Annotated in this window: 23 protein-coding genes; 12 read left to right on the forward strand and 11 right to left on the reverse strand. The window is 67.4% G+C overall.

What is annotated here, in order from left to right; translation table 11 throughout:
• Nucleotides 1-14: 14 nt before the first annotated feature.
• From UU7_RS10090 to UU7_RS10105, 4 genes are all read right to left on the reverse strand, one after another.
• Nucleotides 15-1,217 carry a lipoprotein N-acyltransferase Lnb domain-containing protein gene (locus UU7_RS10090; RefSeq protein WP_007807953.1) on the reverse strand — a complete coding sequence of 401 codons (1,203 nt, stop codon included), beginning with the start codon at nucleotides 1,215-1,217 and terminating at the stop codon, nucleotides 15-17.
• Between the two features lie 72 nt (nucleotides 1,218-1,289).
• Nucleotides 1,290-2,129 (reverse strand): CorC family transporter, encoded by an 840-nt coding sequence (locus UU7_RS10095; protein ID WP_007807954.1) that lies wholly within the window; start codon nucleotides 2,127-2,129, stop codon nucleotides 1,290-1,292.
• 224 nt (nucleotides 2,130-2,353) lie between these two features.
• Nucleotides 2,354-2,815, reverse strand: a complete 462-nt coding sequence (ybeY, locus tag UU7_RS10100) for an rRNA maturation RNase YbeY (protein WP_007807955.1) — start codon at nucleotides 2,813-2,815, stop codon at nucleotides 2,354-2,356.
• The gene (locus tag UU7_RS10105; RefSeq protein WP_007807956.1) at nucleotides 2,812-3,792 is read right to left on the reverse strand and encodes a PhoH family protein; all 981 of its coding nucleotides are present in this window, start codon (nucleotides 3,790-3,792) and stop codon (nucleotides 2,812-2,814) included. The genes ybeY and UU7_RS10105 overlap by 4 nt, the downstream gene beginning before the upstream one ends.
• Before the next feature lie 100 nt (nucleotides 3,793-3,892).
• On the opposite strand from UU7_RS10105, the gene UU7_RS10110 reads away from it, so the two are divergent.
• From UU7_RS10110 to UU7_RS10125, 4 genes are read left to right on the forward strand one after another with little or no spacing between them, the layout of a single operon-like run.
• The gene (locus UU7_RS10110) at nucleotides 3,893-4,567 is read left to right on the forward strand and encodes a TetR/AcrR family transcriptional regulator (RefSeq protein WP_007807957.1); all 675 of its coding nucleotides are present in this window, start codon (nucleotides 3,893-3,895) and stop codon (nucleotides 4,565-4,567) included.
• Nucleotides 4,564-5,532 (forward strand): HlyD family secretion protein, encoded by a 969-nt coding sequence (locus UU7_RS10115; protein WP_007807958.1) that lies wholly within the window; start codon nucleotides 4,564-4,566, stop codon nucleotides 5,530-5,532. Before UU7_RS10110 ends, UU7_RS10115 begins: the two co-directional genes overlap by 4 nt.
• A 23-nt stretch (nucleotides 5,533-5,555) precedes the next feature.
• On the forward strand, nucleotides 5,556-6,488 hold the full coding sequence (locus UU7_RS10120; protein WP_040673264.1) for an ABC transporter ATP-binding protein: 933 nt from the start codon (nucleotides 5,556-5,558) through the stop codon (nucleotides 6,486-6,488).
• A complete protein-coding gene (locus tag UU7_RS10125; RefSeq protein WP_007807963.1) occupies nucleotides 6,485-7,594 on the forward strand; it encodes an ABC transporter permease in 1,110 nt (369 codons plus the stop codon). The genes UU7_RS10120 and UU7_RS10125 overlap by 4 nt, the downstream gene beginning before the upstream one ends.
• A 19-nt stretch (nucleotides 7,595-7,613) precedes the next feature.
• Here the strand turns inward: UU7_RS10125 and UU7_RS10130 are convergent, their stop codons facing one another.
• Nucleotides 7,614-8,105 carry a GNAT family N-acetyltransferase gene (locus UU7_RS10130; RefSeq protein WP_007807964.1) on the reverse strand — a complete coding sequence of 164 codons (492 nt, stop codon included), beginning with the start codon at nucleotides 8,103-8,105 and terminating at the stop codon, nucleotides 7,614-7,616.
• Nucleotides 8,102-9,469, reverse strand: coding sequence for a tRNA (N6-isopentenyl adenosine(37)-C2)-methylthiotransferase MiaB (gene miaB, locus UU7_RS10135; RefSeq protein ID WP_007807965.1), 1,368 nt, complete (start codon nucleotides 9,467-9,469; stop codon nucleotides 8,102-8,104). Before miaB ends, UU7_RS10130 begins: the two co-directional genes overlap by 4 nt.
• 247 nt (nucleotides 9,470-9,716) lie before the next feature.
• On the opposite strand from miaB, the gene UU7_RS10140 reads away from it, so the two are divergent.
• Nucleotides 9,717-10,874 (forward strand): lytic transglycosylase domain-containing protein, encoded by a 1,158-nt coding sequence (locus UU7_RS10140; protein WP_007807966.1) that lies wholly within the window; start codon nucleotides 9,717-9,719, stop codon nucleotides 10,872-10,874.
• 25 nt (nucleotides 10,875-10,899) lie between these two features.
• Here UU7_RS10140 and UU7_RS10145 read toward each other — a convergent pair whose 3' ends face one another.
• Nucleotides 10,900-12,072, reverse strand: a complete 1,173-nt coding sequence (locus UU7_RS10145) for a S1C family serine protease (protein WP_007807967.1) — start codon at nucleotides 12,070-12,072, stop codon at nucleotides 10,900-10,902.
• A 164-nt stretch (nucleotides 12,073-12,236) separates the two neighbouring features.
• On the opposite strand from UU7_RS10145, the gene petA reads away from it, so the two are divergent.
• The 5 genes from petA to UU7_RS10170 all read left to right on the forward strand — a co-directional run bounded on the left by petA (nucleotide 12,237) and on the right by UU7_RS10170 (nucleotide 16,048).
• Entirely contained in the window at nucleotides 12,237-12,842 is a 606-nt protein-coding gene (petA, locus tag UU7_RS10150; protein WP_007807968.1) for a ubiquinol-cytochrome c reductase iron-sulfur subunit, read from the forward strand.
• On the forward strand, nucleotides 12,842-14,143 hold the full coding sequence (locus UU7_RS10155; RefSeq protein ID WP_007807969.1) for a cytochrome b: 1,302 nt from the start codon (nucleotides 12,842-12,844) through the stop codon (nucleotides 14,141-14,143). The genes petA and UU7_RS10155 overlap by 1 nt, the downstream gene beginning before the upstream one ends.
• Before the next feature lie 13 nt (nucleotides 14,144-14,156).
• A complete protein-coding gene (locus tag UU7_RS10160; protein WP_007807970.1) occupies nucleotides 14,157-14,897 on the forward strand; it encodes a cytochrome c1 in 741 nt (246 codons plus the stop codon).
• Nucleotides 14,898-14,967: 70 nt separating this feature from the next.
• Entirely contained in the window at nucleotides 14,968-15,606 is a 639-nt protein-coding gene (locus tag UU7_RS10165) for a glutathione S-transferase N-terminal domain-containing protein (protein ID WP_007807971.1), read from the forward strand.
• Nucleotides 15,607-15,616: 10 nt separating this feature from the next.
• Entirely contained in the window at nucleotides 15,617-16,048 is a 432-nt protein-coding gene (locus UU7_RS10170; RefSeq protein WP_007807972.1) for a ClpXP protease specificity-enhancing factor, read from the forward strand.
• 60 nt (nucleotides 16,049-16,108) lie between these two features.
• On the opposite strand, the gene UU7_RS10175 is transcribed toward UU7_RS10170, so the two are convergent.
• The 4 genes from UU7_RS10175 to UU7_RS10190 all read right to left on the reverse strand — a co-directional run bounded on the left by UU7_RS10175 (nucleotide 16,109) and on the right by UU7_RS10190 (nucleotide 20,108).
• Nucleotides 16,109-16,495, reverse strand: a complete 387-nt coding sequence (locus UU7_RS10175) for a DUF3301 domain-containing protein (RefSeq protein WP_007807973.1) — start codon at nucleotides 16,493-16,495, stop codon at nucleotides 16,109-16,111.
• A gap of 69 nt (nucleotides 16,496-16,564) precedes the next feature.
• A complete protein-coding gene (gene nadC / locus UU7_RS10180; protein WP_007807975.1) occupies nucleotides 16,565-17,422 on the reverse strand; it encodes a carboxylating nicotinate-nucleotide diphosphorylase in 858 nt (285 codons plus the stop codon).
• Nucleotides 17,419-19,716 carry a DUF1631 domain-containing protein gene (locus UU7_RS10185; RefSeq protein WP_040673255.1) on the reverse strand — a complete coding sequence of 766 codons (2,298 nt, stop codon included), beginning with the start codon at nucleotides 19,714-19,716 and terminating at the stop codon, nucleotides 17,419-17,421. Before UU7_RS10185 ends, nadC begins: the two co-directional genes overlap by 4 nt.
• 122 nt (nucleotides 19,717-19,838) lie before the next feature.
• Complete coding sequence (locus UU7_RS10190; RefSeq protein WP_040673256.1) at nucleotides 19,839-20,108, reverse strand: Trm112 family protein; 270 nt, start codon at nucleotides 20,106-20,108, stop codon at nucleotides 19,839-19,841.
• 64 nt (nucleotides 20,109-20,172) lie between these two features.
• On the opposite strand from UU7_RS10190, the gene purE reads away from it, so the two are divergent.
• Together purE and UU7_RS10200 are read left to right on the forward strand one after the other, a co-directional pair.
• Complete coding sequence (gene purE / locus UU7_RS10195; RefSeq protein WP_040673257.1) at nucleotides 20,173-20,676, forward strand: 5-(carboxyamino)imidazole ribonucleotide mutase; 504 nt, start codon at nucleotides 20,173-20,175, stop codon at nucleotides 20,674-20,676.
• Nucleotides 20,673-21,830 (forward strand): 5-(carboxyamino)imidazole ribonucleotide synthase, encoded by a 1,158-nt coding sequence (locus UU7_RS10200; RefSeq protein WP_007807981.1) that lies wholly within the window; start codon nucleotides 20,673-20,675, stop codon nucleotides 21,828-21,830. The genes purE and UU7_RS10200 overlap by 4 nt, the downstream gene beginning before the upstream one ends.
• Nucleotides 21,831-21,927 lie beyond the last annotated feature (97 nt).

The following is a 21,927-nucleotide window of genomic DNA, read 5'->3' on the forward strand; positions in this document are numbered from 1 at the left end:
CGGGGCAACGCGGATCAGCGGCGGTGGCGCAGGCTCCAGGCCAGGGCGAGCCAGACCGGCAGCGCAAACAGCAGCCACGGCTGGTTCTGCTGCACGGTACCGGGCAGCAGGTGCAGCAGCACCGCGACCATGCAGGCCAGCAACTGGATCGCGATCACGCCATCGATGAAGCGCGAGGCTGCCAGGCCGCGGCGCGCGCGCCACAGCGTCGGCAGCAACAGGAAGGCCAGCGGATTGAACAGCAGCAGGTTGGCGTTGGCCCAGGCCGAGTGATGGCTGGTCAGCGTCCACAGCGCCAGCAGCACGATGCCGACCAGGCCCGCGGCAACGAGGTAGATCGTGCCGAGCAGGGCGTAGCCGGTGGGCCAGTGGCGACGGCCCAGCACCAGCAGCGCCGCCAGCAACAGCCCGGCCAGCGCCAGGGGCAGGCGCAGGTCGGGCGGCACGGTCGGTGGCACGTCGAGCCGGTTTGCCGAAACCAGTTGCTCGCCGATCACCAGCGGACGCAGGCCGCCGTGGCCGTCGTCCACCTTCACTTCGCGCAGTTGCGACTGCAGCACTTCGGGCAGGAAGCTTTCCCGCCATGCATCGAGCGGCTGGTCCGCATACGGCCCGAGGCCGAGGTCCAGCACCAGCATCAGCCATGGCTGGCCGCTCATCAGGCGATCGGTCTGCTGGCGGTAAGTCATGCCGCCGGCGCGTGCTTTCATCTGCGTGGCCAAGATGCCGCCGAGCGCCTGGTTCAGAGCATCGCGGACGCGGGTAGTGCAGTTGTCCGCGTAGTAGTCGTAGTTGTAGCCCGCGTTCTCCGGGCGCAGGTTCCACAACAGGAAGTCGCGCAGCGCGGCGGCTTGGTTCGCATCGAGCGCCAGCGGCTGGCGAGTGATCGAGCGGCCGGCCTCGACGTAATAGCTTTCGTCCAGGCTGGTCGGCGCCGCATCCATCAGATAGTGCATGCGGCCGCGGGCGAAGTTGGGGAAAAAGTTGGCTTCGTTGAAGTCGAACACGCCGTAGTTGAAGCTGACCGCTTCGCCGGAGACCGTGTCGCGCACTTCGATGGCATCGTGGCCGAAGCGCTCCCAGTAGGTTTCACCCGGGCCGTAGGTGACCAGTGACACTTCTAGGTTCGCTCCCGGCGCGTTGGCCACGCTGGCGTGCGCCGGCGCGATGGCCAGCCACAGGGCGAGGAGCAGGAACGCGAGACCGGTTTGTCGCATGGGTTCAACCTTGTCGTGGTGCTGCGGGAACGCGCCCGGTGATCCGGCCCCGCGCAGCGGGCGTGAGGGAGTCTACCGGCGCACCACGCGGAAGCCCTGCACCCGTCGATCGTCGGCCTCGGTAACGTGGAACAGGTAGTCGCCGATGCTGACTTCCTCGCCGACCTCGGGCAGGTGGCCGAACTCGGAGGTGACCATGCCGCCCACGGTGTCGTACTCCTCGTCGGAGAAGTCGGCGCCGGTCTGTTCGTTGAAATCCTCGATCGGCGTCAACGCGCTGACCAGCCAGTCGCCGCCGGGCTGCACGTGCATCAGCTCGGGTTCCTCCTCGTCGTCGTGCTCGTCGTCGATCTCGCCAACGATCTGCTCGAGCACGTCCTCGATGGTGACCAGTCCGGCGACGCCGCCGTATTCGTTGACCACCAGCGCCATGTGGTTGCGGCTAAGGCGGAATTCTTCCAGCAACACGTTCAGCCGCATCGATTCGGGGATCAGCACGGCCGGGCGCAGGATCGCGCGGATGTCGAAGTGTTCGGCGGCGCCGAAATACTTCAACAGGTCCTTGGCCAGCAGGATGCCGAGGATTTCGTCCTTGTCCTCGCCGTGCACCGGGAAACGCGAGTGGCCGGATTCGACCACGGCGGCGAGCATGTCGGGCAGCGGTGACTCGGCCGCCAGCATCACGATCTGCGCCCGCGGCACCATCACGTCGTCAACGCTGAGTTCGGTGACCTTGATCGCACCCTCGACCATGGTGAGGGTGTTCACGGACAGTAGTCCGTTGGTCTGGGCGGAGCGCAATTCCTCGATCAGTTCGTCGCGGTTGCGTGGCTCGCCGGAAAACATGTGGCCCAGTCGATCCCACCAGGTTCGGTGGGCCGGGCCGCTGGTACTGCCGGGGTCGTCGCTCATCACTCGTTGGGATTCTGCCCGGAAACGGGCGGAAGCCCGATTCTAGCGGAAAAGTCGCGATGGTTCAGGGCACCAGCGTGCCGTTGCCCCTTCTCCTGCGCACAGGGGAGGTTGGCGACCGGAAGGAGTCCTTCAGGTGAGGGGGTTGCTCTGGGGGGCGGGGAAGATCAACAGCGAACCCCGCCCCGGCCCTCCCCTGCTTGGCAGGTGAGGGAGCAAGCACGTCAGGCGTAGGGGTCGGCAATGCCGAGGCCGGCCAGGATGCGGGTTTCCAGCGCTTCCATCGCCTCGGCTTCGGCGTCCACGAGATGGTCGTAGCCGAGCAGGTGCAGCACGCCGTGGACGGTGAGATGGGCCCAGTGGTCGCGCGATGCCTTGCCCTGTTCGGCGGCCTCGCGCATCACCACCGGCGCGCAGATCGCCAGGTCGCCGATCAGCGGCAGGTTCATGCCGGGCGGCAACTCGGCGGGGAACGACAGCACGTTGGTGGCGTAATCCTTGCCGCGGTAGTCGCGATTGAGCGCGCGGCCCTCGTCGGCGTCGACGATGCGGATCGCCAGCTCGACGCTCTTCCGGCGTCTGGCGCCGCGCAGCGCCGCCTCCACCCAGCGGCGGAAACTGGCCGACGCGGGCAAGCCGGCGCGCGGCACGGCGTAGCCGACGGCGAGGATCACCGGCGCGTTCATTCGCCGCCCTCGTCCTTCTGCTCGAACGCCTCGTACGCACGCACGATCTTAGCCACCAGCGGATGGCGCACCACGTCGCGCGAGGTGAAGAAGGTGAAGCTGATGCCGTTCACGCCCCGCAAGACCTCGATGGCCTGGCGCAGGCCCGAGCGCGTGCTGCGCGGCAGGTCGACCTGGGTGACGTCGCCGGTGATCACCGCCACCGTGCCGAAGCCGATGCGCGTCAGGAACATCTTCATCTGCTCGACCGTGGTGTTCTGCGCTTCGTCGAGGATCACGTAGGAATCGTTCAAGGTGCGCCCGCGCATGTAGGCCAGCGGCGCGATCTCGATCACGTTGCGCTCGATCAGCTTGGCCACCTTCTCGAAGCCGAGCATCTCGTACAGCGCGTCGTACAGCGGGCGCAGGTAGGGATCGACCTTCTGCGACAGATCGCCGGGCAGGAAGCCCAGCTTCTCGCCGGCCTCCACCGCCGGGCGCACCAGGATCAGCCGCTGCACCCGGTTCGCCTCCAGCGCTTCGACCGCGCTGGCCACGGCCAGATAAGTCTTGCCGGTGCCGGCCGGGCCCACGCCGAAGTTGATGTCGTGGCTGGCGATCGCGTGCAGGTAGCGCGCCTGGTTCGGTCCGCGGCCCTTGATCACGCCGCGCTTGACCTTGATCACCACTTCCTGCGCTTCCCCGGCGTCCGCTTCGGCGATCGCGTCGACGCCGGATTCGGCCAGGTGCAGGTTGATCTTCGCGCCGGTCAGCGCCTCGTCTTCGGTGCTGGCGTACAGCGCACGCAGCACTTTTTCGGTGGCCTTGGCGGGGGCGTCCGCGCCGAGCACCTGAAAGATGCTGCCGCGGTGGTTGATCTCCACGCCGAGGCGCAGTTCGATCTGGCGCAGGTGCTCGTCGAACGGCCCGCACAGGTTGGCGAGGCGGGCGTTGTCTTCGGGGTCGAGGGTGAAGTCGCGCTGGTTGAGTTCGCTCATAGGGGCGCGAGAGTAGCGCGCCGCTGCCGGAAGGGCCATTGCCGAAAGCCCGCATGACCAGCAATTTGCAAATAATTAATTGATGAATTAATTTGCGCGCATGACCACCTCGAACAAGCGCGCAGAGGCGGGTCGCCGTGCCGGGCGACCCAGCGGCGACGACCAGGACTTGCGGCGGCGCCTGCTGGATGCGGCGATCGCCCAGTTCGCGCGCACCGGGATCGCCGCCACCTCGCTGCGGGCGATCGCCACCGAGGCAGGCGTCACCCCGGCAATGCTGCATTACTACTTCGGCGACAAGGCGCGACTGCAGCAGGCGGTGATCGACGAGCGCCTGCTGCCGGCGCTGGCGCCGCTGCGCACGCAACTTGAACATGCCGGGGACGATCCGGCCACCCTGGCCGAGGGTTTCGTGCGCGGCATCGGCGAGCTGGTCGCGCAGCATCCCTGGCTGCCGCCGCTGTGGGTCCGCGAGGTGCTGTGCGAGGGCGGCGCGCTGCGCGAAGTGCTGTTCACCCGGGGCGTGCCGGGGGTGCCGCAGCTGCTGGCGCAACGCTTCGCGGCGGCGCAGGCGGATGGACGGCTGAATGCGGCGCTGGACCCGCGCCTGCTGGTCGTCTCGCTGGTCGGATTGACCCTGTTTCCCGCCGCGGGTGCACCGATCTGGCGACGCGCGTTCGGCGCCGAAGAACTGGGGGCCGAGGTCATGCCCAGGCACACGCTGGCCTTGCTCGGACACGGTATTGGCGCGGCAGTACCCGGAGAAACCGCATGAAGATCGCAGCCGTGATTTGCCGGTCGCTGGCGGCCGTGCTGCTCGCCATCACCGCCGGTTGCGGCAAACAGCCGCCGCAGGCGCTGGGCACGCTTGAATTCGACCGCATCACGCTGCCCGCGCCCGCCGCCGAACGCATCGTGGCGGTCGACGTGCGCGAGGGCGAGCGGGTCAAGGCGGGGCAGCCGCTGCTGCGACTTGACCCCGCCCATGCCGGTGCCCAGCTCGCGGCCGCCGAAGCCCAGCTGCAACAGCAGCGCGAAGTATTGGCCGAGCTCGAAACCGGCCCGCGCAGCGAGGACATCGCCAAGGCGCGGGCGAATCTGGCGGCGGCGCAGGCGCAGGCGCGTGAAGCCGGGGCGTACTACCACCGCCTGCTTCCGCTGAAGGGCCAGAACTACGTGGCCGCGGCCGATCTGGATCGCGCCCGCGCCGCGGCCGGCAACGCCGACGGCCAGGTGGCCGCTGCCGGCGCGGCCCTCGACGAACTGCTGCACGGCACCCGTCCGGAACAGCTCGCGCAGGCGCAGGCGGCAGTCGCGGCGGCGCAAGCGGAGGTCGATGCGCAGCGGGTGCTGCTGGGCAAGCTGGCCATCGTGGCGACGCGCGCCGGGCGGATCGACAGCCTGCCGTACAAGCTGGGCGACCAGGCGCCGGTGGGCGCGCCGGTGGCGATCCTGCTGGCCGGCGACGCGCCATATGCACGCATCTACGTGCCGGTGCAGCAGCGCGCGGGCATGCATGTCGGCGATGCGATCCGGGTCTTCGTGAGCGGCCGCGAACAGCCGTATGCCGGCACGGTGCGGATGATCCGCAGCGAACCCGATTTCACCCCTTATTACGCGCTGATCGGCGACGACGCGGCGCGGCTGAGCTATCTGGCCGAAGTGACGCTGGGTGGGGACGCGGCGGACCTTCCCGCCGGTCTGCCGGTGCGAGTCGAGTTCCACGGGTCCGCAAGGTGACCACCGATGCCGGCAGCGTGGCGATCCGCGCCCGCGGACTGACCAGGCGCTTCGGCAAGCTGGTCGCGGTCGATCACGTCGACCTCGAGGTGCCGGCAAAACGTGTCTATGGCTTCCTCGGCCCGAACGGCTCCGGCAAGTCGACCACGATCCGCATGCTGTGCGGCCTGTTGACGCCGACCGATGGCGAGATCGAGGTGCTGGGCCTGAAGATTCCGGCGCAGGCCGACGAGTTGCGTCCGCATATCGGCTACATGACCCAGAAGTTCTCGCTGTTCGAGGACCTCAGCGTGCGCGAGAACCTGGAATTCCTGGCCGCGATCCAGGGCGTGCCGAAGGCGAAGACGAAGGGCCGCATCGACGAACTGATCGGGCAATACCACTTCGGCGACCGACAGCAGCAGCTCGCCGGCAGCATGAGCGGCGGCCAGAAGCAGCGCCTCGCGCTGGCCTGCGCGGTGATCCACGAGCCTGAGCTGCTGTTCCTGGACGAGCCGACCAGCGCGGTCGATCCGGAATCGCGCCGCGACTTCTGGGAGAAGTTGTTCGAGCTGGCCGACAACGGCACCACCTTGCTGGTGTCCACTCACCTGATGGACGAGGCCGAGCGCTGCCACCGGCTGGCGATCCTCGATCGCGGCGCGCTGGTCGCCGACGGCACGCCGCGCGAGCTCACCGCCGAGCTGGACGGACGCACCTTCATCGTCGACACCGCCGACCCGCGCGCGGCCCAGCGCGCGCTGGTCGAACTGCCGGGCGTGCTCGGCGTAGCCCAGGTCGGCAACACCTTGCGCGTGCTGGTCGCGGAAGACATCGGCGACGTGACGCAACGCCTGGACCAGGCACTGGCGACCGCCGGGCCGAAAGCCGACGTGGTGCCGGCGCCACCCAGCCTTGAAGACGTGTTCGTCGCCGCCACGCGCAAGGGCGACGCGCACGGGGAGCGCACTGCATGAACTGGCGCCGGCTGTGGGCGATCGTGATCAAGGAGCTGCGCCAGATGCGCCGCGACCGCGTCACGCTGGCGATGATCATGGCCATTCCGGTGATCCAGCTGGTGTTGTTCGGCTATGCGATCAACACCAACCTGCGCGGGCTGGCCACCGGTGTCGCCGACCAGGCCGACACCGCCGGCTCGCGGGCACTGGTGATGGACATGCTGGCCACCGGCGTGGTCGCGCCGGTCGCGAAAGCGGACACGCCGCAGGAACTGATGGCGATGATCCGTGCCGGCAAAGTCAGCATCGGCATCGTGGTGCCGCCGGATTTCGAGCGCCGCCGCATCGACGGCCGCGCCGTGGCGCAGGTGCTGGTCGACGGCAGCGACACGACGGTGCAGGGCGCCGCCGCGCAGCTCGCGCAGGTGCCGATCGACAGTGCCCGGCCCGATACGCGTGCGCCGCTGACCAGCACGCCGGTGTCCGGGCGGATCAGCGTGGTCGCGTTCTACAACCCGCAGCGCAGCTCGGCAGTCAACATCGTGCCCGGCCTGATCGGGGTGATCCTGACCATGACGATGGTGCTGTTCACCGCCATTGCGATCGTGCGCGAACGCGAGCGCGGCAACATGGAGTTGCTGATCGCCACGCCGCTGACCCGTTCCGAACTGATGGTCGGCAAGGTGCTGCCGTATGTCGCGATCGGGCTGGTGCAGACCAGCGTGATCCTGGCGCTCGGCATATGGCTGTTCGAGGTGCCGATCCGCGGCAGCGTGCTCGACGTGTACCTGGCGTCGAGCCTGCTGATCCTTGCCAACCTCACCCTGGGCCTGCTGATCTCCACCCGCGCGCAGTCGCAGTTCCAGGCGATGCAGATGATGATCTTCGTGTTCCTGCCGTCGATCCTGCTGTCCGGTTTCATGTTTCCGTTCGCGGGCATGCCGCGGGTAGTGCAATGGATCGCCGAGGCGCTGCCGCTGACCCATTTCCTGCGCCTGATCCGCGGCGTGATGCTGCGAGGCGCGGGGCTGTGGGAGATGTGGGGCGACGTGCTCGCGCTGGCCGTGTTCACCGTGGCGATGATGGCGCTGGCGATCTTGCGTTTCCGCAAGCGGCTGGATTGAGCCACTCCGTCGCCGCCGGCTACAGGGCTCGATGCATCACGTAGAGATCGGTGGGGCCGAGCAGCGCGTGACGGAAGGCGCCGGGCACCTGGCCGACGATGCGAAAACCGTGGCGCTGCCACAGCCGCACGGCGCTGGTGTTGCTGGCCACCACGGCATTGAACTGCATCGCGCTGAAGCCGGCCTGGCGCGCCTGTTCCAGCGAGTGTTCGCACAAGGTCGACGCAATGCCCTGCCGGCGTGCCTGCGGCGCCACCATGTAGCTGCCGTTGGCCACGTGGTCGCCGGGACCCATCTGGTTGGGCGCCAGCCGGTAACAGCCCAGCGCCTGGCCGTCGCGTTCGGCCACGAAACAGCGTGCCGGCGGCGTGGTCCACATGGAGCGGGCCTGTTCGAGGGTGATGTCGCGCGGATAGGTGTAGGTGTCCCCGCCGGCGGCGATCATCTGGAAGAACGGCCACACGCGCACGAACTCGTCCGCGCCGATTTCCCGGATCACCAGCCCGCTCATGACGCGAGTGCGGCGACTTCGTCTGCCAGCTTCACCCGCCCGCGCAGCGAGTTGCTCATCGCCTCGGTGATCTCCACCTCGACGAACTGGCCGATCAGGCGCGGATGACCGGGGAAGTTGACGAAGCGCATGTTCTCGGTGCGGCCGGTCAGTTCGCTGGCGTCGCGGGTGCTGGGCTTTTCGACCAGCACGCGCTGCACGGTGCCGACCATCGCCTGGCTGATCGCTTTCGCATTCGCGTTGATCGCGGTTTGCAGACGGGACAGGCGCTCATGCTTTTCACTGGCCGGCGTGTCGTCGGCGAGGTTTGCCGCCGGCGTGCCGGGACGCGAGGAGAAGATGAAGGAGAAGCTCTGGTCGAAGCCGATGTCGTCGATCAGCTTCATGGTCTTGTCGAAATCCTCGGCAGTCTCGCCGGGGAAGCCCACGATGAAATCGGATGACACGCAGATGTCCGGCCGCACCGCGCGCAGCTTGCGGATCTTCTGCTTGAACTCCAGCGCGGTGTAGCCGCGCTTCATCGCGGAGAGGATGCGGTCGGAGCCGGCCTGCACCGGCAGGTGCAGGTAATTCGCCAGCTGCGGCACGTTGGCGTAGGCCTCGATCAGCGAGTCGGAGAACTCCAGCGGATGCGAGGTGGTGAAGCGGATGCGGCCGATGCCGTCGATCCGGGCGATCGCGTGGATCAGCACGGCGAGGTCGGCGATGCCGCCGTCGAAGGTGGCGCCGCGATACGCGTTGACGTTCTGGCCCAGCAGGTTCACTTCGCGCACGCCCTGGGCGGCGAGCTTGGCCACCTCGACGATCACGTCGTCGAATGGACGGCTGAGTTCCTCGCCGCGGGTGTACGGCACCACGCAGTAGCTGCAGTATTTCGAGCAGCCCTCCATGATCGAGACGAAGGCGGTGGGGCCTTCGGCGCGTGGCTCGGGCAGGCGGTCGAACTTCTCGATCTCGGGGAAGCTGATGTCGACCTGCGGCTTGCCGCTGGCGCGCTGCTGCTCGATCAGCTGGGGCAGGCGGTGCAGGGTCTGCGGGCCGAACACCAGGTCGACGTACGGCGCGCGCTTGACGATGGCGTCGCCTTCCTGGCTCGCCACGCAGCCACCGACGCCGATCAGCACCGGCTTGCCGTCCTTCTTGTGCTGCTTCCAGCGGCCGAGCTGGCTGAACACTTTTTCCTGCGCCTTCTCGCGGATCGAGCAGGTGTTGATCAGGATCACGTCCGCCTCGGATTCGTCCTGGGTCAGCTCCATGCCGTGCGACGCCTTCAGCACGTCGGCCATCTTGGCCGAGTCGTACTCGTTCATCTGGCAGCCGTGGGTCTTGATGAAGAGTTTCGGAGGCGTCGGGTTGCCGCTCATGACTGGGGATACCGTGGTTCGTGAGGCACGGGGTGCCATCGTGTGAACCGCGCAGTTTACCCGCGCGGGCGCCCGCCTGCCAGTAATTCGCCATGCCGGATCAAGCACTTGCGGCTCGTCGACCGGCGGTCCGATGCCGCTGCCGCAGTTCCGGCCGTGCACCGGCCTGCGGCCCGGAACGCTGCATGGCGCACGAAATCGCCGCTGCGGACTTGGCGCTGGCGGCACATGGCGGCACACTGCGCCCATGTTCGACGTCGCAGGTCACGGGGGAAGCGTCGGTCGACTGTTCCGGGGCTTCCCATTACGCACGATCCTTTGCGGGGTCGCGCTGGCCTGCGGCCTGCTGTGGTGGCCGTCGGCCCGGGCCGGCGTGCTGTATCAGTGTACCGGCGCCAATGGCGAGACGGCGTACAGCAGCAGCAAGGTCGGCTATCACGGTTGCCGCGCGATCAGCAGCTACGCCGCGCCCGCATTCCGGCGCAAGCCGGCGCCGCGTCCGCGGGTGTCGCTGACCGGGGTGTCCTCCGCGGTGACGACCTCGGCCCGCAAGCTGGTGGACGGCAGCGTGGAAGCCGCGGCGCTGACCAACGTGCGGGGAACGGTCGAAACCAGCGCGACACCGATCGGTCCTGCACCGGCCGGCAAGGTTTCCCTGGCCGCCGTGCAGGGCTCGGTGGCCACTGGGGCGAGCGCGATCGGCGGCCCCGCCACGGCCGTGCCCGGCCAGTGGAGTTACCGCGAGACGCCGGCCCCCGTTGCTGCGTCGGCGGCGACCGGGCCAGCGGCCGACAAGGTGTTGCGTGGTGCGGTCTACCGCATCGTGCGGGCGGATGGCAGCGTGGAATACACCAACCTGCCCCAGGTCGGTGGCACGCGCGGCCGCGCCGTCACCATGCTGTTCACCTATATCGCCACCTGTGCCGCATGCAACCTGCATTCGACGGTTCGCTGGGGCAGCGTGGCGCTCAACCTGACCGCGTATGCGGACACGATTCGCGCCGCCAGCCTGGAATATGGGGTCGACGAGGCGTTCCTGCGGGCAATCATCCATGCCGAGAGCGCGTTCAATCCACGCGCCTTGTCCATCGCGGGCGCGCAGGGACTGATGCAGCTGATGCCCGGAACGGCGGGCGACATGGGCGTGCTGGACGCGTTCGACAGCGACCAGAACATCCGCGGCGGCGCACGCTATCTCAGCCTGCTGCTGCATGACTTCAACGGCGACGAGCGACTGGCCGCCGCGGCCTACAACGCGGGCCCCGGTGCCGTGCAGCGCTACAGGGGCGTGCCGCCGTATGCGGAGACCCAGGTCTACGTGGAGCGGGTGGGTACCTTGCGCAAGCGCTACGGCGCGGCGATCCACCAGCCGCTGGCTGCGCGGGGGCCGGGCTCCGCGCCCTGAGCCGGCACGTTCTCGCCGGCTGCCCTCAGTCGCCGGACAGCGCGTTCGTGCCCATCGCGGGTCGTTGCGCCACGGTGGCCTCGGCGTGGAACGGGCTGCCGTTGCGCAAGCCCGAGATCTCGACCTTGCTGCCCGGTTTGAGCGCCGCTTCGGAGCGGCGCAGGCTGGCCGGATCGAGGATGTCCTCGCTGCCGATGCGCAGCAGGATGTCGCGCGGCTTGATGCCGGCCAGGGCCGCCGGACTGCCCGGATAGACGTTGGTGACCAGCGCGCCGCGGGCTGCCGCCGGCAAGCCGCTGTTGGCCGCGACCGGCACGAAGGCGTAGTCGGCGCCGAGCCAGCCGCGCACCACATGTCCGGTGGCGATGATCTGGTCCAGCACTTTCTTCGCGGTGGTGACCGGTATCGCGAAGCCGATGCCTTCGGCGCCGGCGGCCTTGCCGATCAGCAAGGTATTGATGCCGACCAGCTGGCCCTCGGCGTTGACCAGGGCGCCGCCGGAATTGCCCAGGTTGATGGCCGCGTCGGTCTGGATGAAATCCTCGGCGCTGGAGCTGTTCAACTGGCGGCCGATCGCGCTGACGATGCCCATGGTCACGGTCTGGTTGAGCCCGAGCGGGTTGCCGATCGCCAGCACCACGTCGCCCGGCCGCGGGTCTTCGCTGGCGATCGGGATCACCGGCGGATTGCTGGCGTCGATCTTCAGCACGGCAAGATCGGATTCCTCGTCGGCGCCGACCAGGCGGGCCTGGGCGATGCGGCCGTCATACAGCAGCACCTGGATGTCGGCCGCATGGGCGATCACGTGATTGTTGGTCAGCACGTAACCCTGGGCGTTGACGATCACCCCCGAGCCCAGCGTCTGTTCCCGATGCTGGTAGGTCGTCGGCTGGCCACCGAACAACTGCTGCAGCACCGGGTTGTCGTACATCCGCACGGCCTGCTCGGTGACGATCTTGTTGGCGTAGATGTTGACCACCGAGGGCGCTGCGGCGGCCACCGCGTCGGCGTAGGACACGGGCCCGTTGCCCACGCGGGGCTGGCTGGCCGCCGGCGCGTGCACGGACTCGGTCAGCCCGAAGCGCGCCCGCAGCCGCTCGCCGCTGCCCGGCCAGAACAGGCCGACCACGAAGGCCATGGCCAGTCCGAGAATGGCGAAGCGGGCAATGAACAGGAGCGTGCCGGCGGCATGTTTCATGTCGGAGGATGGGTCCCGGCGATCGTGGCGAGTGGTGTGGCGGCTGGACTTCGCCGTGATGCCGTTTATTGTACGGGGCAGGGCCTGACGCTACACTAACGCGATTTTTGCAGGCACCAAAACGCCTGTGTCTCAATGGCAAGCAATGTAATCCGGAGAGCCTGATGGCGAACGAAGTCGTCGATCATGGCCGCCGCCGTTTCCTGACAGCAACCACTGCGGTGGTTGGTGGTATCGGAATCGTGTCGGCGGCTGTGCCCTTCATCAAGTCGTGGGAACCCAGTGCGCGCGCCAAGGCCGCTGGCGCTCCGGTTACCCAATCGCTGGCCAAGATCGAGGCGGGGCAATTGCTGACCGTATCGTGGCGCAGCCTGCCGGTGTTCGTGCTGAACCGCACGAAAGCCCAGCTGGCGACCCTGCCGATGGTGGACTCGCGCCTGGTCGACCCCAAGTCCGACGGCGCTTCCGCCGATCAGCAGCCGAAGTACGCGCAGAACGAAGCGCGCTCGATCAAGCCCGAATGGCTGGTCATGATCGGCATCTGCACGCATCTGGGCTGCGTCCCCGACTTCGTGCCGGAGATCAAGCCCGAGCCGTTCGATCCGGAGTGGAAGGGCGGTTTCTACTGCCCCTGCCACAAGTCGCGTTACGACCTGGCCGGTCGCGTGTTCCAGGGCGTTCCGGCGCCGAAGAACCTGCCGGTGCCGCCGTATCACTTCATCGATGACAGCACCATCCAGATTGGCGTGGATCCGAAGGAGGCTGGCTAATGGCCAACGTATTCACGAGAGTCGGTGACTGGGTCAACGAACGCGCACCCGGCATGGCGCCGATGTACCGCGCGCACATGACCGAGTACTACGCGCCGAAGAACTTCAACCTCTGGTACTACTTCGGTTCGCTCGCCCTGCTGGTGCTGATCAACCAGATCGTCACCGGCATCTTCCTCACCATGAACTACAACCCGAGTGCGGCGGGAGCCTTCAACTCGGTCGAGTACATCATGCGTGACGTGGAGTGGGGCTGGCTGATCCGCTACATGCACTCCACCGGCGCCTCGCTGTTCTTCGTGGTGGTGTTCCTGCACATGTTCCGCGGCATCATGTACGGCTCGTACAAGAAGCCGCGCGAGCTGGTGTGGCTGCTCGGCATGCTGATCTTCCTGGTGCTGATGGCGGAAGCCTTCATGGGCTACGTGCTGCCGTGGGGCAACATGTCGTTCTGGGGCGCCAAGGTGATCATCTCGCTGTTCGGTACCATTCCCTACATCGGCAACACGCTGGTGGAATGGATCATGGGCGACTTCCTGCCCGCCGACGCCACCTTGAACCGCTTCTTCGCCCTGCACGTGATCGCGCTGCCGATCGTGCTGCTGCTGCTGGTGGTGCTGCACATCGCGGCCCTGCATGAAGTGGGCTCGAACAACCCCGATGGCGTGGAGATCAAGAAGGGTCCCAAGGGCAACCGCTGGGATGCGCTGAAGCCGGCCGACGGCATTCCGTTCCATCCGTACTACACGGTGAAGGACCTGGTTGGCGTGGGCTTCTTCCTGCTGATCGCCGCCTTCATCATCTTCTTCGCGCCGACCTTCGGCGGCTGGTTCCTCGAGCACGACAACTTCATCCCGGCGAACAACCTGGCGACCCCGTCGCACATCAAGCCGGTGTGGTACTTCACCCCGTTCTACGCGATCGTGCGCATGATCCCGTCCTTCCTCGGCTCCGCCGTGTGGGGCGTGCTGGCGATGTTCGGCGCGATCGCGGTGCTGTTCGCGCTGCCCTGGTTCGACCGCGGCAAGGTCAAGTCGATCCGTTACCGCGGCACCGGCTTCAAGGTGGCACTGGGGCTGTTCGTGGTGTCGTTCATCGCGCTGGGTGCGGTCGGCGCGGGCATCACTGCCGAGGTGATCCCGGTCTGGTTCGGCGATGTCGACGTGACGTTCTGGGAAAACCTGTTCGGCCGCCTGATGACGCTGGTCTACTTCGGCTTCTTCGCATTCCTTTGGGTCTATACACACTTCGGCTGGGAAAAGACCAAGCCGGTTCCGGAACGGGTGACGACGCATGACTAAGCGGCAGCTGCTAATGAAGCGGTACATCTTCCCGGTGGCGTTGGCGTTCGGTCTGATCGTCGGCAGCGCCTCGGTGCAGGCGTCGGAAGAGGGCGGCCTGCCGCCCGCCGGCACCAACGTGCAGGACCAGGCTTCGCTGCAGCGCGGCGCCAAGCTGTTCTTCAACTACTGCGTCGGCTGCCACTCGCTCAAGTACATGCGTTACGAGCGGATCGCCAGCGATCTGGGGTTGACCGAAGCCGAAGTGATGGAAAACCTCAATTTCACCGGCGCCAAGTTCGGTGAGCCCGTGGTTTCCCACATGCCGGCGGAGATGGCGGCCAAGTGGTTCGGCAAGGCACCGCCGGATCTCTCGCTGGAAGTGCGCGCCAAGGGTGCGGACTGGGTCAACGCCTACCTCAACTCGTTCTACCTGGACCCGAGCCGTCCGGTCGGCTGGAACAACACGGTATTTCCGAACGCGTCGATGCCGTTCCCGCTGTGGGAATTGCAGGGCCTGCAGACGGCCGTGATGACCGAGGCCAAGCCGGGCGAGGATGCGAAGGTCGAGAAACTGGTGCTGTCGCAACCGGGCAAGCTGACCCCGGCGCAGTTCCAGCAGGCCAGTCGCGACCTGACCACGTTCCTGGAATATGCCTCCGAACCGGCGGCGCTGGAGCGTCATCATTACGGCATCTGGGTACTGTTGTTCCTGGCGTTCTTCACCTTGCTGGCAGCCATGCTGAAGAAGGAATACTGGAAGGACGTTCACTGAAGCCGGATGGCATCAACCGACTGCGGCGGCCACGAGCCGCCGCAGTCGTCTCACCGATGGGGAAATGCGCATGGTCCCAAGCGCTCGCTCGCGTACCGTATTGACGCTCTACACCACCGCCGATGACGTGCAATGTCATCGTGCCAGGCTGGTTCTTGCCGCCAAGGGGGTCAGCTACGAACGCGTCCTGGTTGATCCGGCACGTCCTCCCGAGGACCTGATCGACCTCAATCCCTACGCCAGCACGCCGACCCTGGTCGATCGCGACCTGACCCTGTTCGATACCTCGGTGGTCTGCGAGTACCTCGACGAGCGCTACCCGCATCCCCCGCTGATGCCGATCGATCCGCAGTCGCGGGCGCGGCTGCGCGTGGCGGCCGTGCGCATCGAGAAGGACTGGCTGGTCGAAGTCGACATCATCCGTGCCGGTGGCCGGCCGGCGGACGCGGCGCGCAAGCGCCTGCGCGAGCACCTGCTGGCTTCCGTGCCGCTGTTCAAGGCGGCGAAGTTCTTCCTCAATCCCGAAATGAGCCTGGCCGATTGCCTGGTGGCGCCGGTCATCTGGCGACTGCCGTGGCTGGGCGTGGATCTGGGCAGGGAAGGCAAGCCGCTGATCGATTACGGCGAGCGGTTGTTTCACAGTCAGGGTTTTGCGCGCAGCATGACCGATCAGGAAAAGGCAATGCGGCAGGATCATGAGCAAGAATGAAGTAGTTCCAATGACGTCCAATCGGCCGTATCTGCTGCGGGCGATCTACGACTGGATCAGCGACAACGAACTGACCCCCTACATCCTGGTGGATGCGACGTTTGCCGGCGTGCGGGTGCCGCCGCAGGTGATCAAGAATGGCCAAGTCGTGCTGAATCTGGCGATGCGGGCGGTGGCGAACCTCGACCTGGGCAATGACTGGATCAGCTTCCAGGCACGTTTCTCCGGCGTCAGCCAGTCGATCCAGATTCCGGTGCTGGCCGTGCTGGCGCTGTACGCCCAGGAGAACGGCCAGGGCATGATGTTCCCCGCCGACGAGGAAGGTGGTGACCCGCCACCGTCCGCTCCCGAGCCGGACGACAGTACGCCGGGCCACGGTGGCGCCGAGGATGCGGGTTCCCGGCCGAAGCGCAGCGCGCCGCATCTGCGGGTGGTGAAGTAGCGCGGAGATTCATGGCCCTGCGCCGCCGAGGCCAGGGGCGGGCAAGTGGCGCCCGCCGGGTCAGTTCAGGCGATCAATCCGGCGCGGGCGCAGCGGCACCACGTTGTCGGTCCGGTTGGCCAGGGTTTCGTGGGGCTGCAGTTCGATCACCGGGAGGCTGAGGCCGCTGAGGCTGTTGCCCAGCATCCACAGCCGGCACGGCTCGCGATCGTGGCCGTCGATGCTCACTTCGAAACCGTAGCAGCGCTCGACTCGCAGCAGGCCGTCGACCCGGCGCAGCCGCAGGGCGCGCAGCCCGACCGTTTCATCGAGCAGTTGCAGGCCGTGTTGCTCGCACTGGCGCCGGGCCTCCAGCACCGCCCGGTCGCGGGCGGCGCTGAGCTTCAGCCACGCGGCCACGATGGCGACAAGGGCGAGCAGCAGCAGGAGGTTGAAGACGTCGCTCATGCCTTCAGTGTGTGGGTGCCGTCGATGCAGTGCAAGCTGCCGGAGCCAATGGCCCGGCCGTCGCTCCGGTCAGTCCAGCTGCAGCCGCAACGACAGGTCGACCGCGTGCACGTGCTTGGTCAGCGCGCCGACCGAGACGAAGTCCACGCCGGTGCGGGCGTATTCGCCGATCGTCTCCAGGTCGACGTTGCCGGAGACTTCCAGCGCCACCCGGCCGGCGGTGCGGGTCACCGCTTCATGCATGTCCGCCAGCGAGAAGTTGTCCAGCATGATGCGGTCCACGCCGGCCTCGAGGGCCTGTTCCAGCTCATCGAGATTCTCCACCTCGATCTCCAGCAGCAGGCTGGAGTGCGAGCGGCGCGCCGCCGCGACGGCGGCGGCAATGCTGCCGGCGGCGATGATGTGGTTTTCCTTGATCAGGATCGCGTCGTACAGCCCGATGCGGTGGTTGTGGCCCCCGCCGCAGCGCACCGCGTATTTCTGGGCGATCCGCAGGCCCGGGATGGTCTTGCGGGTATCGAGCACCCGCGTGCCGGTGCCGGCCACTGCCGCCACGTAGCTTGCGGTGAGGGTGGCAGTGGCGGAAAGCAGTTGCAGGAAGTTCAGCGCCGAACGTTCGGCGGTGACCAGCGAGCGGGCATGGCCGGACAGCCGGCAGATCACCGTGCCTGGCGCCACGCGCTCGCCGTCACGGACCTGCCAGTCGATCCGCACCGCGGGATCGAGGCGGCGGAAACAGGCGTCGAACCAGGCCGTACCGGCGATCACGGCAGCGTCGCGGCAGGTCAGTACCGCATGAGCCCGGGCATCGACGGGTAGGAGATCCGCCGTCGCGTCGCCTGCGCCGAGATCCTCGGCGAGGGCACGTTCGACATCCAGGGCAATCTGATCGGCGGCAGGCGGCGTGAGCGGTGAAGGCTGGGTCATTCGGCGGGGTTGTCTGCGGGGGCCGGGTTGTCCGGCTGGCTGAGCTTGCCCACGATCGCGCTCATCGCCCGGTCGAACAGCGCGTTCGCGGCGAGCACGCGAGCCTGGCCATTGGTCATCAGCCCGGTCAGTTCCTGCGGCGAGTAATCGGCCACCTTCAGGCCGCGCCGGTTGACGAACAGGTAGCGGCCGCTCATCGGGCTGATCCAGGACAGCTTGGCGCGGGTCATGGCCTCGTCGGGCAGGCAGAATTCCAGCCAGGTGCCGGGTTGCAGCGCCAGCACCTGATGCCATTCCGGGCTGTCCAGCGGAACTTCGGCGACCTCTTCCTCGAGCTCTTCCTGCTGCGAGTTCCGGCTTTCGATGATCGGCTGGATGTTGTCGGGAATCGCCAGCATCGCGGCGTCTTCCTCGACGGTGACGACCTCGGCCGGACCGAGCGTCTCGCCAAGTTGCTGACGGTAGTACGTATGCAGCTGCGCCAGCAGGCGCTCCACGTCCTGTTCCTGGAACGCCACGTTGGCCAGGCCTTGCCGCAATGCCCGCTCGATGCCCGGAAGCATCTGGCGCAGCGTCTGCTGGCTCTGGACGTCATGCGGCGTGCGCGTGCTGGCGATGAATTCGTCGATGAAGCGCAGGGCGCTCTTGAAGGCAGGCGAATCCTCGCCCTCGCGCAACAGGGTGAGCACCAGGTGATTGGCCCAGGCCCTTGCCAGCACGCCGTGGACCAGCGGTGGCAACTTGTTCTCGCCGATGCGATCGAGGATCTCGCGGGCGGCACGACGGCGCGCCTGCTCGAGCTTCTCGCGACCGCGGGTCGACTCGGCCACGCGCTGCTCGGCCAGTTCGGAGCGACGCTTGTTGGCATCCTGGAACTGCTGCAGATCGACCAGCAGGCGGTCGAAGATGCCCATGTCGTCGTCGAAATCGTGCAACAGCTGATCGACGATCCATTTCACCTTGTCGTGCAGGCGCTGGTCGCGATCGGATTCCTGCGACCAGCTCTTGGCCTGCTCGGCCAGGCAGTCGAGCAGGCGTCGCGCCGGGTGCTGGCGATGGGCGAACAGCTTGCGGTCGAGGATCGCCGCCTTGAGATAGGGGATCTGCAGGCGTGCCAGCATGACCTGCATCGCGGCGGGCAGGTTGCGGTCTTCGAGGATGAATTCGAACAGCATGCCGACCAGGTCGATGGTGTCCTCATCGATGGTGGCGACATGACTGGGCTTCTCGCCACGCAGGGCGCCAAGCTGGGTCAGCAACTGACCCTTCAGCTGCAGCACCTCGCGGCTCAGCTCCGCGGCGTCATCCGGCTGCGCATGCGGCAGCGGACCGGCACTGGCGATCTGGCTTTGCAGCACGCTCAAGGCGCCGAGCAACTCGTTGGCCGACGGCAGCGGACCACTGGGCAGGTTCGCCGCGCCCAGGCCGACGCCGGCGTGCGGGCGCCGCGCGCTGAACAGGGCATGCAGGGTCTGCAGCAGGTCGCTCGGGATGTCGCCAGCCTCGTCGACGTTGCCACTGGCGACGCCACCGGCGGGATCGACGCCTCCGGCCTGGGTGCCCGCCGGGCCCGGCTTGGCATTGCCGCCGCGCATGATCTCGTGGCGCAGCTGCGGCAATACGCCGGCGCGCACCAGCTCGGTGTTGATGTCCTGGTAGAGCTCTTCCAGGCATGACAGCACGTAGCGATCGAACAGCTTGTAGATGATCAGCTTGACGCGCATGTCGGCGCTGAGTTCGTGCAGGGCCTGGCGGAAGGCCTGGGCCAGCACCGCCGGCCCCACCGGGTTGCCGGCATCGTCCACCTTGTGGCCGCCGCAGATCACCGACAGCCGCTGGTTGACCGAGAACAGATCGCGCGACAGCCGCGATTCGTTCTTGCCGATCATGCTGGTGATCGCCAGCGACTCTTCCAGCTCGTTGTCCGCCACCAGCGAAAGCTCGACGCCACCGAGTGATGCCGGGACGTTCGTCGGTTCCGCCTTGGGCGGATGGGCCAGCTCGGCAATGCTGCGGCTGACCGCGCCGAGGAAGTTGCGTTCCACCGACGGCCGGCGCTTGCGCACCTCGCGCATGCCGTCGAAATAATGCATCTGGGTGGCGTTGTTTTCGGCCTTCTCGGCCAGGTCGAACAGGGCGTCGTCGACATGCTCGAACGCGTTGCCGGTCCACTGCTGCAGGTGCTTGCCGGCGATGTTGCGAACCGCGCTCAGCAATTCGCCCACGCGCTCGCTGGCCGGGTCCATGCGCTGGCTCAGACTGACGACTCGTGGCGTATCGGTGGCTTCATTCATCGCCAAACCCCTGAAACATGGCGTGCGACCGGACCCACAATGGGCGGCGCAGGTGTCGACGATAAGCCAAATGACGCCCCCGTGTCATGCCCGACCCGGCGTTTCAGGCCACTGCTGCGGCCTCAGGCCGCAGGAAAATCGGCCAGTTGCAGCGTGCCGATGCCTTCCTCGGGCAGCATGACCGGAATGCCGTCCTCGACCCGGTAGATCACCTTGCCGTCCGTGGTGATCAGGCCTTCGCTGACCCGCTCGCCCACGGTCACGCCGGCTACGGTGTCGACCTTGCCGCCGCCGATGCCTTCGTTCAGTGCGTCGAGTTCGCGCTTGCTGAGGGGGCGCAACGGGGTTTTGCTGACCGGGCAGCACAGAATGTCTAGCAGGCGCTTGTCCATGGTTCGCTTGGGTGTGCCGGGGTGGAGAAAGCCCGTACAATAGCCGTTTTTGGGCATTCCGGCCATGACAGGAACAAGCATGCAGCCGCGCGTCGGCGTCGTGATGGGCTCGCGCTCGGACTGGGAAACGATGCAGCACGCGGTCGACGTGCTGACCGAACTGGGCGTTGCCCATGAGGTCAGGGTGGTCTCCGCGCATCGTACGCCGGACCTGTTGTTCAGCTACGCGGAACAGGCGGCGGCCCGCGGCATCCAGGTGGTGGTCGCCGGCGCCGGTGGGGCCGCCCATCTGCCCGGCATGCTGGCGGCCAAGACCCGGCTGCCGGTGTTCGGCGTGCCGGTGCAGTCGAAGGCGCTCAACGGCATGGATTCCCTGCTGTCGATCGCCCAGATGCCGGCCGGCATCCCGGTCGGAACGCTGGCCATCGGTCGCGCCGGCGCGGTGAACGCAGGCCTGCTGGCGGCGGCGGTGCTGGCCCTGCACGATCCTGCCCTGGCGGCGGCGCTGGACAACTGGCGGCTGCGCCAGACCCAAGCCGTGCTGGAACAGCCGGACCCGCGCCAATGAGCCCGCGGCAGCAGCCCGTGCTGGGCGTACTCGGTGGCGGCCAGCTGGCGCGCATGCTGGCGTTGGCTGCGGCGCCGCTGGGAGTGAAGTCACTGGTGGTGGACAGCGCGGCCGATGCCTGCGCGGGCCAGGTCGCGCCGCTGGTGGTGGCGGACTGGACCGACTACGCGGCGCTGGAGAAGTTTGCCGCGCAGGTGGATGTGGTGACCTTCGATTTCGAGAACGTGCCCGCCGAAACCGCGCACTGGCTGGCCGAACGCGTGGCGGTGTTTCCCGCGCCGCAGGCCTTGGCGGTGGCGCAGGATCGGCTGGCGGAGAAAACCCTGTTCCGCGAATGCGGTTTGTCCACGCCTGACTTCATGACGGTGGACACCCGAGAGCAGCTGGATCAGGCGCTGGCACGGGTCGGCGCGCCGGCCATCCTGAAAACGCGGCGGCTCGGCTATGACGGCAAGGGCCAGTTCCGCTTGCGAGAGGTGGCCGATGCCGACGCGGCCTGGGCGGCGCTCGGCGCGCAGGCACCGGCCCATGGACTCATTCTCGAAGCCTTCGTGCCGTTCGAGCGCGAGTTGTCGGTGCTTGCCGTGCGCGGCCGCGACGGTGACTTCCGCACCTGGCCGCTGACCCGCAACTGGCATGTCGACGGCGTGCTGTCGATGAGCCTGGCGCCGGCGCCGGACAGCGATGTGCTGCAGGAACGCGCCACCGAACTGGCCCGCATCCTGGCCGAACGGCTGGGCTACGTAGGGGTGTTCGCGCTGGAGCTGTTCGTCAGGAATGGCGAGTTGCTCGGCAACGAAATGGCGCCGCGGGTGCACAACTCCGGGCACTGGACCATCGAGGGCGCCCGCACCAGCCAGTTCGAGAACCACGTGCGGGCCGTGCTCGGCATGCCGCTGGGTGACACCGGTGTGCGCGGGATGTCGGCGATGTTCAACTGGATCGGCGAACTGCCGGAGCAGACGGCCGTGCTGGAAACGGTCGATGCGCACTGGCACGACTACGGCAAGCAGGAGCGGGCCGGCCGCAAGGTCGGCCACGCGACCGTCTGCGGCATCGATGCCGGTGCGCTGGCCGAGCGGGTGCAGCGGGTTGCCCGCTTGCTCGATCGGCAGCCACAGGCGCAGCCGGTGCTGGACGTGCTGGGCGATTGATCCTGTCGCGCCCGGAATCCGGAGCAGGCTGGCCCCGATCCGGCAGCCTGCCTGCTATATTGGGCGGCTTGCATGGCGCTGTTCGCGCCGGCCCCCA

Origin of the sequence: Rhodanobacter spathiphylli B39 (genome assembly GCF_000264295.1) — a bacterium.
GTDB classification, from domain to species: Bacteria; Pseudomonadota; Gammaproteobacteria; order Xanthomonadales; family Rhodanobacteraceae; genus Rhodanobacter; species Rhodanobacter spathiphylli.